The 14,588-nt window shown below is 32.3% G+C and carries 15 protein-coding genes and 1 pseudogene; 14 read left to right on the forward strand and 2 right to left on the reverse strand.

From position 1 onward, the window contains the following. The first annotated feature begins 17 nt into the window (after window positions 1–17). Together sigJ and COE53_RS03325 are read left to right on the forward strand one after the other, a co-directional pair. Window positions 18–902 (forward strand): RNA polymerase sigma factor SigJ, encoded by an 885-nt coding sequence (gene sigJ / locus COE53_RS03320; protein ID WP_025568283.1) that lies wholly within the window; start codon window positions 18–20, stop codon window positions 900–902. An 833-nt stretch (window positions 903–1,735) separates the two neighbouring features. Beyond that, window positions 1,736–2,523 (forward strand): annotated as a pseudogene (locus COE53_RS03325) (EcsC family protein). Window positions 2,524–2,589: 66 nt separating this feature from the next. Here the strand turns inward: COE53_RS03325 and COE53_RS03330 are convergent. Continuing rightward, on the reverse strand, window positions 2,590–3,246 hold the full coding sequence (locus tag COE53_RS03330; RefSeq protein ID WP_069034939.1) for a glycosyltransferase: 657 nt from the start codon (window positions 3,244–3,246) through the stop codon (window positions 2,590–2,592). 268 nt (window positions 3,247–3,514) lie between these two features. On the opposite strand from COE53_RS03330, the gene COE53_RS03335 reads away from it, so the two are divergent. After that, window positions 3,515–4,096: a VanZ family protein gene (locus tag COE53_RS03335; RefSeq protein ID WP_175495622.1), complete on the forward strand. Its 582-nt coding sequence runs from the start codon at window positions 3,515–3,517 to the stop codon at window positions 4,094–4,096. Window positions 4,097–4,098: 2 nt separating this feature from the next. Here COE53_RS03335 and COE53_RS03340 read toward each other — a convergent pair whose 3' ends face one another. Continuing rightward, a complete protein-coding gene (locus tag COE53_RS03340; RefSeq protein ID WP_091023406.1) occupies window positions 4,099–4,809 on the reverse strand; it encodes a polysaccharide deacetylase family protein in 711 nt (236 codons plus the stop codon). 258 nt (window positions 4,810–5,067) lie between these two features. Here COE53_RS03340 and COE53_RS03345 point away from each other — a divergent pair, with 258 nt between their 5' ends. From COE53_RS03345 to uvrB, 11 genes are all read left to right on the forward strand, one after another. After that, a complete protein-coding gene (locus COE53_RS03345) occupies window positions 5,068–5,511 on the forward strand; it encodes a MarR family winged helix-turn-helix transcriptional regulator (protein WP_069034936.1) in 444 nt (147 codons plus the stop codon). Window positions 5,512–5,531: 20 nt separating this feature from the next. After that, entirely contained in the window at window positions 5,532–6,473 is a 942-nt protein-coding gene (locus COE53_RS03350) for a ring-cleaving dioxygenase (RefSeq protein WP_025568289.1), read from the forward strand. 2 nt (window positions 6,474–6,475) lie between these two features. Beyond that, window positions 6,476–7,081 carry an alpha/beta hydrolase gene (locus COE53_RS03355; RefSeq protein ID WP_025568290.1) on the forward strand — a complete coding sequence of 202 codons (606 nt, stop codon included), beginning with the start codon at window positions 6,476–6,478 and terminating at the stop codon, window positions 7,079–7,081. A gap of 16 nt (window positions 7,082–7,097) precedes the next feature. Further along, window positions 7,098–7,703: a flavin reductase family protein gene (locus tag COE53_RS03360; RefSeq protein ID WP_025568291.1), complete on the forward strand. Its 606-nt coding sequence runs from the start codon at window positions 7,098–7,100 to the stop codon at window positions 7,701–7,703. A gap of 149 nt (window positions 7,704–7,852) precedes the next feature. Continuing rightward, window positions 7,853–8,392, forward strand: a complete 540-nt coding sequence (gene sigY / locus COE53_RS03365) for an RNA polymerase sigma factor SigY (protein WP_025568292.1) — start codon at window positions 7,853–7,855, stop codon at window positions 8,390–8,392. Continuing rightward, complete coding sequence (locus COE53_RS03370) at window positions 8,385–8,681, forward strand: DUF5345 family protein (RefSeq protein ID WP_025568293.1); 297 nt, start codon at window positions 8,385–8,387, stop codon at window positions 8,679–8,681. The genes sigY and COE53_RS03370 overlap by 8 nt, the downstream gene beginning before the upstream one ends. Before the next feature lie 414 nt (window positions 8,682–9,095). Next, window positions 9,096–9,488, forward strand: a complete 393-nt coding sequence (locus COE53_RS03380; protein ID WP_025568295.1) for a GntR family transcriptional regulator — start codon at window positions 9,096–9,098, stop codon at window positions 9,486–9,488. After that, window positions 9,489–10,178, forward strand: coding sequence for an ABC transporter ATP-binding protein (locus COE53_RS03385; RefSeq protein ID WP_025568296.1), 690 nt, complete (start codon window positions 9,489–9,491; stop codon window positions 10,176–10,178). It begins immediately after the preceding gene. Continuing rightward, complete coding sequence (locus tag COE53_RS03390; protein ID WP_098947469.1) at window positions 10,175–11,017, forward strand: hypothetical protein; 843 nt, start codon at window positions 10,175–10,177, stop codon at window positions 11,015–11,017. Before COE53_RS03385 ends, COE53_RS03390 begins: the two co-directional genes overlap by 4 nt. 13 nt (window positions 11,018–11,030) lie before the next feature. Next, window positions 11,031–12,296, forward strand: coding sequence for a hypothetical protein (locus COE53_RS03395; protein WP_098947470.1), 1,266 nt, complete (start codon window positions 11,031–11,033; stop codon window positions 12,294–12,296). Window positions 12,297–12,589: 293 nt separating this feature from the next. Continuing rightward, window positions 12,590–14,575 carry an excinuclease ABC subunit UvrB gene (gene uvrB, locus COE53_RS03400; protein WP_025568737.1) on the forward strand — a complete coding sequence of 662 codons (1,986 nt, stop codon included), beginning with the start codon at window positions 12,590–12,592 and terminating at the stop codon, window positions 14,573–14,575. Window positions 14,576–14,588: the final 13 nt, after the last annotated feature.

The raw sequence follows: 14,588 nt of genomic DNA on the forward strand, positions 1-14,588 counted from the left end.
AGAGGAGAAGATACTTCATGGAAGTAGACTATCTATATTCTCAATATAAGCCACTTTTATTTTCAATCGGATATAGTATGTTAGGATCGGTTGAGGATTCGGAGGATTTGGTGCAGGATACTTTTCTCACAGTTCAACAGATGAATCAATCCACCTCAAAAGAAGAGCCAAATAATATAAAAGCATACTTATGTAAAATAATGACAAACCGTTGCTTAGATTTATTAAAATCCTCAAAAAATAAACGTGAAGTTTATATAGGACCATGGCTTCCAGAACCGATTATTCAAAAATTACCGGAAGATTTAAATGATGATCCGATGGAAAAGATGATTTTAGATGAAACGATCACCTATGCATTTTTAGTTTTACTTGAACAGTTAAACCCTACCGAAAGAGCAGTATTTGTATTACGGGAAGCCTTTCAGTTTGACTTTCGAACAATCGCAAATATTTTAAATAAGACCGAATTGAATTGCCGTAAAATATTCAGTAGACTTAAGCGCAAAGTCCAAAGTAAGGATGTAGTTGAAAAACGAAATCTAAATCAAGAGCTAGACATTGCAAAACGATTTATTGAAGCTGCAGAAACAGGTAATTTAGATATGCTAATCTCACTTTTAACGGAAGATATCGTACTAATTACAGACGCTGGTGGCAAAACGAAAGCTGCTCTTCGCCCAATCAATCTACAGAAAAATGTTATTGCCTTCCTTCTTGGTGTAAGGAAGAAAGTTAATTCTTTATCTGAAACTGAAATTGTTTTGATTAATAATCAAATTGGCTTAATTGTTAAAAGTGAAGGCGAAGAACCAACCGTAATTTGTTTTGAAATAGAAGGAGACCGTTATCGAAGTATTTATATGCTTCGAAATCCTGAAAAAATAAGATTTTTAGGGTGATGATCAAGAGCATTTTAAACATTAGAACAGGGTGTCCCACTTTTTATGGGGTACCTTGTTTTTTAGATGTAAGAAAACGAAAGCATCTTACTCATAGAGGGTTCATGAGTATGTATGAAAGCAGAAATAAGAAAAATAGTAACTCAAAGAGGGTTCATGAGTAAGTACGAAAGCAGAAATAAGAAAAATAGTAACTCAAAGAGGGTTTATGAGTAAGTATGAAAGCAGAAATAAGAAAAAAAGTAACTCATAGAGGGGTTATGAGTAAGTACGAAAGCAGAAATAAGAAAAATAGTAACTCATAGAGGGTTCATGAGTAAGTAAAAAAGTGAAAATAAGAAGTTTAGTAACTCATAGAGGGTTCATGAGTAAGTAAAATAGCGAAAATAAGATATTTAGTAACTCATTGAGAGTTCATGAGTAAGTAAAAAAGAGAACATGAGGAATTTAGTACTCATAAAGGGTCCATGAGTAAGTAAAAATGTGAAAATGAGAAATTTAGTAACTCATAGAGGGTTCATGAGTAAGTAAAAATTTGAAAATGGGCAATTTAGTAGCTCATAGAAGGTTCATGAGTAAGTAAAAAAGAGAACATGAGGAATTTAGTAACTCATAAAGGGTTCATGAGTAAGTACGAAAGCAAAAATAAGAAATTTAGTAACTTATAAGGTACTCATGAGTAAGTAAAAATAGCAAAAATAAGAAACATACTACTCAAAAGAGTAAAAGGGTGTAAGTCTAAGAACAGCCCTTTTTTATTTTTGGTTTTTTTCACAAAAAGCTTTATAGTTTTAGTAGTTACTATGTTTAGATTAAAAATTATAGGAGTGTTTATGGAAACGAAAGAGTATCTAATTACGCAGCTTAATGAAATTGAAAAATGGGAAAAAGATCAAAAAAGCGTATTTTTTTGGGAGAAAATCGGTAGAATTCCATTTATGATCTTGGATAAAATTACACCTAAGTTCATTCACGATAAGATTGGAGTTATTTTAGATGAGCTATCTAAGTATGTGAATGCTGGTGGTCAATATTTAGTTAGTGTTCCTTCAACTTTAAATAGGATGAGTAAGGAGCTTTCTATTCAGGAACTAACCGAAATTGAAATGGTCAATCAACTTAGTCTTGAGCAAATGGATCGCGTTTCGAATGATTTTATTGCTAGTCGTAAACAATTTGCAAAAGTCCAAGGAGCGACCACAGGTTTTGGTGGAATGTTTACAATTGCGATCGATATTCCAATCTTATTAGGACTTACATTAAAGACACTTCAAGAAATAGCGATTTCTTATGGTTATGATCCAAATGATCAAATGGAGAGAGTATTCATTATTAAGTGCTTACAATTTACATCTGCTGATATGTTGGTAAAAAAGCGATATTAGAAGAGTTAACAAATATTGAAGGAAAAAAAGCCTTTTCTCAAATTGAGGGTTGGAGAGAAGTATTTTATACATATCGTGACAACATGGGATGGAAGAAGCTGTTTCAAATGATTCCAATTGCAGGCTTAATATTTGGTGCATATGTAAATAAACAAGCAATTGAAGATCTTGGTGAAGCTGGTAGAATGCTTTATAAAAAAAGACGGATCATGGAAAGATTGCATGATTTAAAATAAGCAGAAAAAAGATGAATTTAGTTTAGAGCTAAATTCATCTTTTTTGTTTTTTAATCAAACGTTTGTTTAAGATTTAAATTTATTTGGGAATTGCTTAATAATGCCTGAAGAAATTGTATCAGCTATAGGGATCATATGTTGAAGACCAGCATCAAATGCTTTTATATTTCCATCCCAGTCCATTTTTATTCTAGTTACAGCTTCATTTGTTACCATTTTTAAATGTGTATATAGTAAGTCTTTTAAAGCTTGATTTGTCCAATTTGGATTTGCTTTACTTAAGAATGCAGCAATCTCATCTGCATTTTTAAACCATGTGTCGTTCAATGTTTTTAATGTTGCCATATCATTTGCTTTCGCAGCATCAATAATTTTACCGGCGATTACAATATGGTCGGTTAGTAATTTAGCAAGCTGATCTCCAGCGGCAGCACCATAATATGGTTTAATTGCATTCCCAATATCTTGTTGATTTCTTAAGAGTCTTGCTAGTACTACGTCCTTATCTGGCATTCCAGCAACAGCACTAACAATATACTTACTAGTCCATATTAAATGATCCATCCAAAGCTTTCTCATATCTGCTTTGAAATTACATGCTGAGTTACTTATGCATCTTCCTTGAACTCGATTATCAACATGCTGGGCACTGGATTTAATAGGGGATAAAATTAGTGCAAAACATAAAAATAGAGATGTGAATTTTAGTAATTGTTTTTTCATCTAGATGTCTCCTTTGAGATGTTTTCAAAATATACCAGTATTATTTTGGATTTTTTTTAAAAGTAATATTCAAAGTTTTTACATTCATTTCATTTATGAAAGTAATTTTTCTAAAGAAAATGCCACTAATGTGGAGAATATAAGACTATATAATAAATAGTAATTTTGATATAGTATAATAATGAATTATGGTAAAAAATGGAAAGTGGATATAAAACGCTTCAAGTGTTTTACCCTTTTTCCTTGGAAGGTGAAGAGGAGGACAGCAATGTTAAATTTTTTATATCCTAGTATCATTATCATGACTTTAATCATTTTATTTTTTGGTTATAGATTCTTTAAAGGTTATATTACTCTAGTAAAATATTTATATTGGATTATCTTTGGCATCTATATTACATGTCTTGTCGATTTTACTTTGTTCCCATTTCCTTATCAAAAATATCTAATTCAAGTCATGATTGAGGATCACTTGGGAAATACAAATAATTTTGTCCCCTTTAAAGTAGTTGTAGATTCAATAAGATATGGATCATTTTCAATTGCTCTAAAGCAAGTTGGTGGAAATATTTTATTATTTATGCCGTTAGGGTTTGCTTTGCCAGTTCTATATCCAATGATTTCGAAGTATAAAGTGATATTAGTTGGTTTTACTGTAAGTTTAGGGATTGAAATAATACAAGGAGCTACTGGTTTTATTCTTGGATATAATTATCGATCGTGTGACATTGATGATTTATTATTAAATACATTTGGCTCTGTGTTAGGAGTTATAGTCTTTAGTTTAAGCACTAAATTCTCTATAGAGAAAAAAAACGATAATCAATATACAAAAAGACAAGGAGCATAATGCTACTTGTCTTTTTGTAACTTCTGAAGCTCTTTCACTGTCACGAATTTATATCCATCTTTCGATAATAAATCCAAAATTCCCTTAATTGTCTCTAATTCTTTGCCAGTTTTATCATACATCGGATGAATTAAAATAATTGAACCCGGTTTAATATTTTTCTTTACATAGTTTATTTTGTCTTGAGGATTTGTATAAAAAGTATCTGGTTCTAAATTCCATGTGATCGTTTCTCGGTTATGTTTATGCATGTAATACGGTAAGCCAAATAGTTTTTTTCCATTTGGGGGACGGAACTGAATTTCCCCTTTATAGCCAGCTTTTCGTATTAGTTTATCTGTCTTTTCAATTTCGTTCTTGATAAATGAAGGTGATTTTAGCACCATTCTGTCATGAGAATATGTATGGTTTCCAATCTGTTGTCCCGCATCTACAATTTTTTTAGCTTCTTCTGGATTCTTTTCAATTTCATTACCGATTAGAAAAAAAGTAGCCTTTGCATTGTATTGATCTAAAAGTGGTAGAATGGCATCAACATTTTTAGTTGGACCGTCATCAAATGTTAAAGCAACTACTTTTTGGTTAGTGTTTACTTCATTTGTTAATCCTCCAAAAAGCTGAAAAGATCTCGCATTCATTAGTTTGTATAATCCAAATAAGATTAGAAATAAAATTAGAATACTTGCACTTATTTTCAGTAGTCTTATTTTCATCTATTTTACCTGTCTTTCTAGTTATTGAAATTAAACATCATTATATCATCACTAATTAAAAAAAGAATAAAAGAAGGAAATTAAAGGGAATTTAAGACTGTAGAAAGAAATAGTGAAAGAGTGAAGATTACGTCCTGAAGCGGAAATCAACAGTTTTTCTTTTTTTTTAAAAGGTTTTTATTTAGTTCAAACAATCTACTTGCAAAGTTATCAGTTTAGTATTAAACTGATAACAAGATCGATCAAAGAGGTGCAAAAATGTTAAATAGTCATAATGAAGCTTCTACAAACAAATCAAAAAATTTAGCAGTATTACTTTGGTTTCGATTAGCTCGTTTTTATCTTAAAAATGTTAGAGAATCAAATAATCAATTGAAAAAATGGGGACTGACGACTGCTCAATTTGATGTAATTGTCCATGTTGGGAGAAATAAGCGTCTTACTCAGCAAGAATTAGCCGATAAATTAGTTGTTACAAAAGGAAATGTGACTCATCTATTAAAGAAAATGGAAGAGCTTCAGTGGATTAAAAGAGAAGTGGAATGGAAAAACAAATATCTCTCTTTAACAGAGATAGGTCAAAAAATGTATGAAGAAATCGTACCTTCACAAGATGAGTTTCAACAAGCTCAATTCAGCAAATTAACCGAAGAAGAGCAATTTCAATTACTTACTTTATTAAGGAAATTAAATAAAAAGTGAATTAGAACGGAGGAAAGTTTATGGAGAAAATGAAAGGCATACATCATATCACTGCGATAGTTGGTGATCCACAAGAAAATATGGATTTTTACGCTGGGATTTTAGGTTTACGCTTTGTGAAAAAAACAATTAATTTTGATGATCCAGGTACGTATCACTTTTATTTTGGAGACGAAACTGCAAAACCAGGGACGATCATGACTTTCTTCCCTTGGGCAAATGCATACAGAGGAAAAGTAGGAAGTGGGCAAGTAGGAATCACAACATTCTTAATCCCAGCTAACTCAATGGAATTTTGGGAAAACCGTTTAACATCTTTTAAAATTCAAACAAAAAAAGTAAGTCGATTTGGAGAAACATTTCTTCAATTTGAAGACTTCCACGGCTTACAGCTTGAATTAGTAGAAAGGGAAGCTGGCGAGGAAAATACTTGGGAATTTAATGGTGTTACAAAGGATGTAGCAATTAAAGGGTTTGGTGGTGCAGTTTTATATTCTGGAGCACCAAATAAAACAGCTGAACTGTTGGAAAACGTAATGGAATTAGAATGCTTAGGTCAAGAAGGTAACTATTTACGTTTCAAAGCTGCTAGTGACATCGGAAATATTATCGATATTGAATTAGCAGCAGTAGGAAGAGGCGTTATGGGAGTGGGAACTGTCCACCATATTGCTTGGAGAGCAAGTAATGATGAAGAACATGTAAAATGGCAACATAAATTATATGATAATCATTATGGAGTTACTGAAGTAAAAGATCGAAATTACTTTAATGCAATTTATTTTCGTGAAAATGGTGGGTTATTATTTGAAATTGCAACTGATCCACCAGGATTTACGATTGATGAGAATATAGACCATTTAGGAGAACAGTTAATGCTACCAAAGTGGCAGGAACCAAATCGTGAAATAATAGAAAATCACTTGCAACCAATTGTTGTTAGAGAAGTGAAAGGAGAATGACGATGAAACACGTATTTAATAGAGGTAGTAATCCATCGAAGCCAACATTTTTATTATTACATGGTACAGGTGGGAATGAACTTGATCTATTACCAATTGCAGGGATGATCGATGATGAAGCTTCTGTATTATCAGTAAGAGGAAATGTAAGTGAAAATGGAATGCCACGTTTTTTTAAGCGATTAGCTGAAGGTGTATTTGATATGGATGATTTAGTTTTCCGTACAAAAGAATTAAAAGAGTTTATTGAAACGGCGTCCGCAGAACATGGATTTGATCCAAATAATATGATTGCTATTGGTTATTCAAACGGTGCAAACATTGCTGGTAGTCTACTGTTCCATTACGAAAATGTATTTAAAGGCGCAATGCTATTGCATCCAATGGTACCGATTCGTGATTTAGAATTGCCAAATATGAAGGATGTGTCAGTCTTCATTGGGGCAGGAAAAAATGATCCAATCTGTTTACCACAAGAAACAGAAGAATTAGCAACATTGTTAGAAGGTGCCGGTGCAAAAGTCGTTACTCATTGGGAAAACATGGGGCATAGCTTAACTAGATCGGAAATTGAAGCAGCAACTGATTGGTACGAAAATAACTTTTAAGGAGCATGCAATAATGATGAAATCTTTTTCTCCAGCAGATTTAAGTGATCGTGATAATTATAAGTTCTTAATTGGCGGTATAATTCCAAGACCAATTGCTTTTGTGACAACTGAATCAAATGAGAATGTCTTAAATGGAGCACCATTTAGCTATTTTAACATCGTAACGGCTAATCCACCTATGATATCTGTATCTGTTCAGCGACAAAATGGTAAACAAAAAGATACAGCTAGAAATGCGATTGAGAAAAAAGAGTTCGTCGTTCATATCGTTGATGAATCGAATGTTGAAGCGATCAATAAAACAGCTGCTGCTTTGCCATCTACTGAAAGTGAAATTGAGTTAGCAGGATTAACACCTGTAGAAAGTGTAAAGGTTTCAGTTCCAGGAGTGAAAGAGTCAAAAATTCGAATGGAATGTATTTTAGAACAGGCAATTCCATTAGGAAAAGATAATGAGGCTTGCGACTTATTAATAGGCAAGGTTGTTTATTTTCATATAGAAGATGAAATTTATGAAAATGGACGTATAGATGCAGATGGCTTAAAAGCAGTTAGCCGTTTAGCAGGGAATGACTATGCTAAGGTTGGAGAAATGTTTACGATTGATCGTCCTAAATAAGGTTAATAAGAGTGAAGGGGAAAGTAGAATTTCCCCTTCACTTTTTTTTGAAAAAAATTAAAAGAAAAATGAACGATATGCAGAACTTATTCGTATAACAAATGAAACCAAATAAAAATTGTATAGAATTAGCAAGAAGGGAGGAAGATATGGCGGATTTAGATGAACTAGAAATTATAAAGTATGCTCAGCAAGGTGACCAAGATGCATTTGCTAAACTTTTTCAAATCCATTATTCCTTTTTATATAAATACGTTTTAAAAATGACCCTAAATCAACAAACTGCAGAAGATTTAGTGCAGGATACGATGTTGAAAGGTTATGACAATATTAAGAAATACAACGGTCAATCCAAATTTTCAACTTGGCTAATTACAATCGCAACTAGACTTTATTTAGATCAACAAAGAAGGAAAAAGCGCGAATGGTTTTGGCAAAAAAATGAGTCTGAAAAGTTATCGCGCTCCTTAAATTGGCAGTTAGCCTATAAAGGGTTTGAGTGGAGTGATATTATGGAGGGCTTTGAAAAGCTTAAATCAGATGTGAGAACTGCTATATTATTAAAGCATTACTACGGCTATACGAACGAAGAAATTGGAAATATGATGGGAATTCGAGAAGGAACGGTTAAATCAAGAATTCATAATGGAATGAAGGAATTAAGAAAGGAGTTAATGCAAGATGGATAAAGAAGAGATTGTTTCAGCATTTAAGCAGTTTGATGAATTAACGAATGTACATGAACCTTCAATCAGTGCGATTACGGAAAAACTTAATGTTCATCAGGAAAAAAAGAAAACCATTTTTCTTAAAGAACTAATCGTATTCATTTGTGTAGCATGCAGTCTATTCATCGGGGCACTTCTAATTACTTTAGAGGCACCAGTAAGCATTGTTATTATTCAAGCTTTAGGCTTTATTGCACTACCGATTATTTTTAAACGAGATAAAAAGAAAATTGAAAGTGAGTTGATCTAAAGTGGAATGGACAACAGAAAATATTATCATTTTAGTTTTAGTCTTTATAATTTTAATAACTCAAAGTATCACACTTTTTACAAACGCTAAAAAGAGAAATCGTTCAGCCTGGTTATGGGGGCTGTTAGGAATGATTCAATTCCCTTGGCCTAGTGTCTTCTTTTACTTTTTAGTTGTTCGAAAAGATCGAAAAAAACTAAATTAAGGATCGTGTAGAAATACTAGACTAATTGGATCGGTTCAATTAAGTCTAGTATTTTTAAATTTATGATTGACAATATTAGTGTACTACCTGTATAGTACACGTATAAGGTGTATTAATCGAGTGATACGCATAGTTGTGTATTAAGTGTATGAACTAAGTAGTACACACATATACTAATTAAATTGTATTAAGAACGAGGAGGTGGATTGATGGAATTTATAGTGAATAACCGTGAACCGGTTTATCTACAGGTCGTTAGGCATTTTAAACAACAAATTGCCAAAAGACTATTAGAAGCTGGTCAAGAAATACCATCAAGAAGAGAATTAGCTGTTCAATTTAATATAAATCCAAATACTGTACAAAAAGCATACAAGGAAATGGAGGAACAAGGGTTGATTACGACTGAACGAAATTTCCCTAGTAAGATTACGACTGATATAAAAGTGTTAAATGGTGTACGAAATGAATTGATTATGGAAGCAGTAAATGAATTTGTTGATTCAATTAAAGTAATAAATGTTCCGGTTGAAGAGTTACTTACGATGGTGAAACAAAACTATGAACAAAAGATAAAAGAAGAAGGGAAAGGAGAGGCTTAAATGATACAAGTAAAGAATGTTTCAAAAAAATATGGTCGGAAAAATGTTTTACGTGATATATCTTTCACAGCAAATAAAGGAGAAATCACTTGTTTAATTGGTATTAACGGTGTTGGTAAGTCTACAACAATGAAGGCGATAATGGGGATTACACCAATCGATCGCGGTGAAATAGTAATAGATGATAAGAAAATGAACCATACAATGTACGAAAATATCACATTTATTCCAGATACGCTTACAATGCTACCTAGTTTTACAGTTGGAGAAGCAATGCAGTTTATGAAGGATTTTTATGTAAATTGGAATCCAGAGCGTGCTAAAGAATTACTTGGTTTTTTCCGTTTAAAGGAAGATGAAAAACTAGGTGAGCTTTCAAAAGGGAATGCTGCAAAAGCAAATTTACTTTTTGGTTTAGGGTTAGATGTTGATTATGTTCTGATGGATGAACCTTTTTCTGGTATCGATATGTTTAGTAGAGAGCAAATTGCAAAAGTGTTTACGAGTCACTTAATAGAAGATCGAGGCGTGATCATAACTACTCACGAAATTAGTGATATTGAGCATTTAATTGATAAGGTCGTTTTATTAGATAACGGCGAAATTCTGAAAGAGTTTTATACAGAAGAAATTCGATTAGAAGAAGGTAAGTCAGTTATGGACGTAATGAGAGAGGTGTATGAATCGTGAATCGATATTTAAAACTAGTTAATTTTGAAGTTAATCGATTTTTTAAATTATATATAGGGTTATTAATAGTAGTTGCTATTTCACAGTTTGTAAGTTTATTTGTAGTAAAGTCCTCGTATATGAGCCAAGCGAATGAAGCAAATTACGCGAGTTCTTTGAAAGCAATGGAGGAATTTATTACATCGAATGGATTGCTAAACTTTAATCATGTTGCTAATCATCCATTATTTATTGGGCCAATTGTGATCAGTGTCGCTTTAATGATGTTCTATGTTTTTATCATTTGGTACAGAGATTATTTCGGAAAAAATACGTTTATTTACCGTTTATTTATGTTACCAACTTCAAGAATGACCATTTATTTTGCTAAAGCGACTACAATCTTAATTATGGTGTTGAGTTTACTGGCATTTCAACTAATACTTTTACCAATTGAAATTAACGTATTTCAACAAATAGTTCCAGGTGAACTTTTAGGGAAAATGAATACAGTTGAACTTGTTATGGGCCCTAATATTTTTCAAATGATTTTACCAAGTAATTTTGTGGATTTTATTTTTAGATATCTTATTGGAATGGGCTTAGTGTTTACTCTTTTCACATTCATACTATTAGAACGTAGTTATCGCTGGAAAGGTATATTATTTGGGATTTTATACGCTATGGCGATTGTAGTTTTAATTCTTATACCAGAGATTATTCAATCTTACGTTTTTGGAAATGATTTCTCATTTTATCCAAGCGAAGTCGTTTATATGGAAATAGGTCTTATTGCAATCATTATTACAGGTTCAATCTTATTTAGTAAATATTTATTAAAAAACAAAGTATCGGTGTAAGGAGGAGTTTAGAATGAAGCGATATCGTAATTTGGCAGTAATAGCCGTTGTCACGACAATCAGTTTAGGTACGTTTTTTACGAAAGTAGCTATGTCAGAAAGCAAGTTGCCTAAATTTTACTTAAAGACTGAAAATGGAGATACAAAATACGTTAAAGATTTAACGATTAGCGCTGGATATGGTCAAGAAGGTGCTAGAAGTTTAAGTATCACAACTGACGGAAGTGAATATAAAGACAATAATTCAATTCTTAGTGAACTTGATAGTGAATACTATGCCTTAAAAAAATTAAATGATTTAAAAAAGAAAGAAAGAAACTTTATGCGCGGAAAAATTTCTTCTTCTCAATTTTATATCGATAAAGATTTTGCATGGCACGCCGAGGTAAAAGGTGGAAAACTTGATGGTACGTATGAGCATCAAAATAATCATTTTAAAATGTATATAGATGGTCTCGATCTTCAAAATAAAGACCGTTATAAATTTAAAATAGATATCCCAGGTGAAGAAAACTACTCATATATAAATGTAGAGGATGTACAATTAATCGGTAAAGATTTAGTTGTCACTACTTATCAAAATAAAATGACAGATAATAATACAAATCCTGATGTGAATGTCGAGCAAACTGAACTAGTTATGTATCGAATTAATGTAAACCAAAAGAAAATTGTTGATCGTAAAGTGATTAATAAATCATCCAATGACCAAAAAACACAGACTCATACTGAATTACAAAATACGATATCAGAATCAGATCAAACTATTCCTTCTAAATTCAGTGTTTACAAAAAGGCAAAACTAAAGGATACGGTTCAAACGAATGGAGAAACAACAACTGAAGAAATTAGTAATGAAGTATTCGTATTTAATTTAGAAACTGATAAAGAAGAACCTTTAAATTTATCGAATGAACAAAAAGAACAATTGAAGCAAAGTAATGTAATCATTGATAAAGATAACTTGTATTTTATAACGAACGGTGATAAAGATCTTTCAGTATTAAAGTATAACCTTAACAATAAAAAAGTTGAAGGTGTACCAGTACTTGCTTCTAAAATTAATGGTAATAATCTTTCAAATTATAAAATCATTGATGGAAAACTATATGCAATTACGAATATTGAAAATCCAGGGGAAATCAGTAAAGATTTCATTATTGTTGATTTAACAAATGGACAAAGTGTTTTCGAAGGCAAGATTGAAGTGAAGAATTTTAAAGGAAAATCTAGTAAAGCATTAAAGAAATTACAAGTATATGATTTTCAGGTTGAATAAGTAGGGCAGGAAAAAGATAAGAGATTGGTTATAGGAAAAGATTTTATAAACTTATAAATCTTTTCCTACTCCTTCTTATTTCTTTATTCCTGTTCTTTTTTCTTTGCTTTACTACTTTCTTGTTTACTAAAAGAATATACGTTCTAGTTTAATTACTTGAATTCGTCCATAAACATCGATAATATGTAAAGATAATTAAATTTTAAAGTACGTTTGTTCTGTTTTTGATTGATTTTTGAAATTTTGTGGTAAAATAGAAGGATAGGTATGTTTTGGAAATGGAGGCGGGGAAGATGGAGCAGGAATTCGAGGTAGTTTCTAATTATTCACCTCAAGGCGATCAACCAAATGCGATTAAGCAGCTTGTTGATGGGGTTAAAAATGGTAAAGAGCATCAAGTTTTATTAGGTGCTACAGGTACGGGAAAAACGTTTACCATTTCAAATGTAATTAAAGAAGTAGGAAAACCAACATTAGTATTTGCTCACAATAAAACATTAGCAGGGCAATTATATAGTGAATTAAAAGAGTTCTTTCCTAATAATGCAGTTGAGTATTTCGTTAGTTACTATGATTATTTTCAGCCAGAAGCTTATGTACCTCAAACGGATACTTATATTGAAAAAGATTCAAGTATTAATGATGAAATTGATAAATTACGTCACTCTGCGACTTCCTCCCTTTTTGAACGTAAGGATGTCATTATTGTAGCGAGTGTGTCTTGTATTTACGGTTTAGGTTCTCCTGAAGAATATCGTGAATTAGTTTGTTCTCTTCGTATTGGAATGGAAATTAGTAGAGATGAACTATTACATAAACTAGTAGATATTCAGTATGCGCGTAATGATATTGACTTCTCACGTGGTACATTCCGAGTTCGTGGAGATGTTGTTGAAATATTCCCGGCATCACGTGATGAGCACTGTATTCGTGTGGAATTTTTTGGTGATGAAATTGAGCGAATTAGAGAAGTGGATGCTTTAACAGGTGAAATTTTAGGTGACCGTGAACATGTTGCAATTTTCCCGGCTTCCCACTTCGTTACACGTGAAGAAAAGATGAAAATTGCCATTAAAAATATTGAAGTTGAGTTAGAAGAACGATTAAAGGAAATGAGAGATAACGGTAAGTTACTAGAAGCACAAAGGCTTGAGCAGCGAACTAGATATGATTTGGAAATGATGAACGAGATGGGGTTTTGTTCAGGAATTGAAAACTATTCCCGTCATCTGACGCTGAGACCACCAGGTTCTACGCCTTATACATTATTAGACTATTTTCCAGAAGATTTCTTAATGGTAATTGACGAGTCACATGTTACAGTTCCGCAAATCCGAGGAATGTTTAACGGTGACCAAGCTCGAAAGCAAGTATTAGTAGATCATGGATTCCGTCTGCCTTCAGCATTGGATAATCGACCTTTAAAGTTTGCAGAGTTTGTGGAAAAGGTTCAACAAACTATTTACGTAACTGCGACACCTGGGCCATATGAGCTAGAGTTGTGTCCTGAGAAAGTAGAGCAAATTATTCGTCCAACAGGTCTACTAGATCCGACGATAGATGTTCGTCCAATTGAAGGTCAAATTGACGATTTGATTGATGAAGTTCGTAATCGCATTGCTAAAAATGAGAGAGTACTAATTACTACATTAACGAAGAAAATGTCTGAAGATTTAACGGATTATTTGAAAGAAATCGGTATTAAGGTTAACTATTTACATTCTGAAATAAAAACGCTTGAACGAATTGAAATTATTCGTGATCTTCGTTTAGGTAAATATGACGTTTTAATTGGTATTAACCTTTTACGTGAAGGGATCGATATTCCTGAAGTTTCATTAGTTGTAATTTTAGATGCAGATAAAGAAGGATTTTTACGATCTGAACGTTCATTAATCCAAACAATTGGTCGAGCTGCAAGGAATTCAAATGGTCATGTTATTATGTATGCTGATAAAATGACGAATTCGATGAATATTGCTATTAATGAAACAAAACGTCGTCGTGAGATTCAGGAAGAATATAACATAAAACATGGAATCACACCTAAAACAATTATTAAGCAAGTACGTGATGTTATTCGAGCTACTTCTGTTGCTGAAGAAGAAGAAGTTTATGAAAACGGCATTAGTGCTAAATATAAGAAGATGAACAAAAAAGAACGTCATTTATTTATTCAATCAATTGAAATGGAAATGAAGGACGCAGCGAAGGCGCTTGATTTTGAACGAGCAACAGAACTTCGTGACTTGATATTAGAATTGAAGTCTGAGAGGTGAAGAACTTGAAAAG

This window comes from Bacillus sp. AFS029533, from assembly GCF_002585125.1.
GTDB lineage: Bacteria > Bacillota > Bacilli > Bacillales > Bacillaceae_G > Gottfriedia > Gottfriedia luciferensis_B.

Bases quoted from the DNA above. Each gene is read 5' to 3' on its own strand.
- uvrB (WP_025568737.1), top strand. From the start codon at position 12,590: ATGGAGCAGGAATTCGAGGTAGTTTCTAATTATTCACCTCAAGGCGAT.
- sigJ (WP_025568283.1), top strand. From the start codon at position 18: ATGGAAGTAGACTATCTATATTCTCAATATAAGCCACTTTTATTTTCA.
- COE53_RS03380 (WP_025568295.1), top strand. From the start codon at position 9,096: ATGGAATTTATAGTGAATAACCGTGAACCGGTTTATCTACAGGTCGTT.
- sigY (WP_025568292.1), top strand. From the start codon at position 7,853: ATGGCGGATTTAGATGAACTAGAAATTATAAAGTATGCTCAGCAAGGT.
- COE53_RS03335 (WP_175495622.1), top strand. From the start codon at position 3,515: ATGTTAAATTTTTTATATCCTAGTATCATTATCATGACTTTAATCATT.
- COE53_RS03395 (WP_098947470.1), top strand. From the start codon at position 11,031: ATGAAGCGATATCGTAATTTGGCAGTAATAGCCGTTGTCACGACAATC.
- COE53_RS03355 (WP_025568290.1), top strand. From the start codon at position 6,476: ATGAAACACGTATTTAATAGAGGTAGTAATCCATCGAAGCCAACATTT.
- COE53_RS03350 (WP_025568289.1), top strand. From the start codon at position 5,532: ATGGAGAAAATGAAAGGCATACATCATATCACTGCGATAGTTGGTGAT.
- COE53_RS03345 (WP_069034936.1), top strand. From the start codon at position 5,068: ATGTTAAATAGTCATAATGAAGCTTCTACAAACAAATCAAAAAATTTA.
- COE53_RS03385 (WP_025568296.1), top strand. From the start codon at position 9,489: ATGATACAAGTAAAGAATGTTTCAAAAAAATATGGTCGGAAAAATGTT.
- COE53_RS03370 (WP_025568293.1), top strand. From the start codon at position 8,385: ATGGATAAAGAAGAGATTGTTTCAGCATTTAAGCAGTTTGATGAATTA.
- COE53_RS03340 (WP_091023406.1), bottom strand. From the start codon at position 4,809: ATGAAAATAAGACTACTGAAAATAAGTGCAAGTATTCTAATTTTATTT.
- COE53_RS03360 (WP_025568291.1), top strand. From the start codon at position 7,098: ATGAAATCTTTTTCTCCAGCAGATTTAAGTGATCGTGATAATTATAAG.
- COE53_RS03330 (WP_069034939.1), bottom strand. From the start codon at position 3,246: ATGAAAAAACAATTACTAAAATTCACATCTCTATTTTTATGTTTTGCA.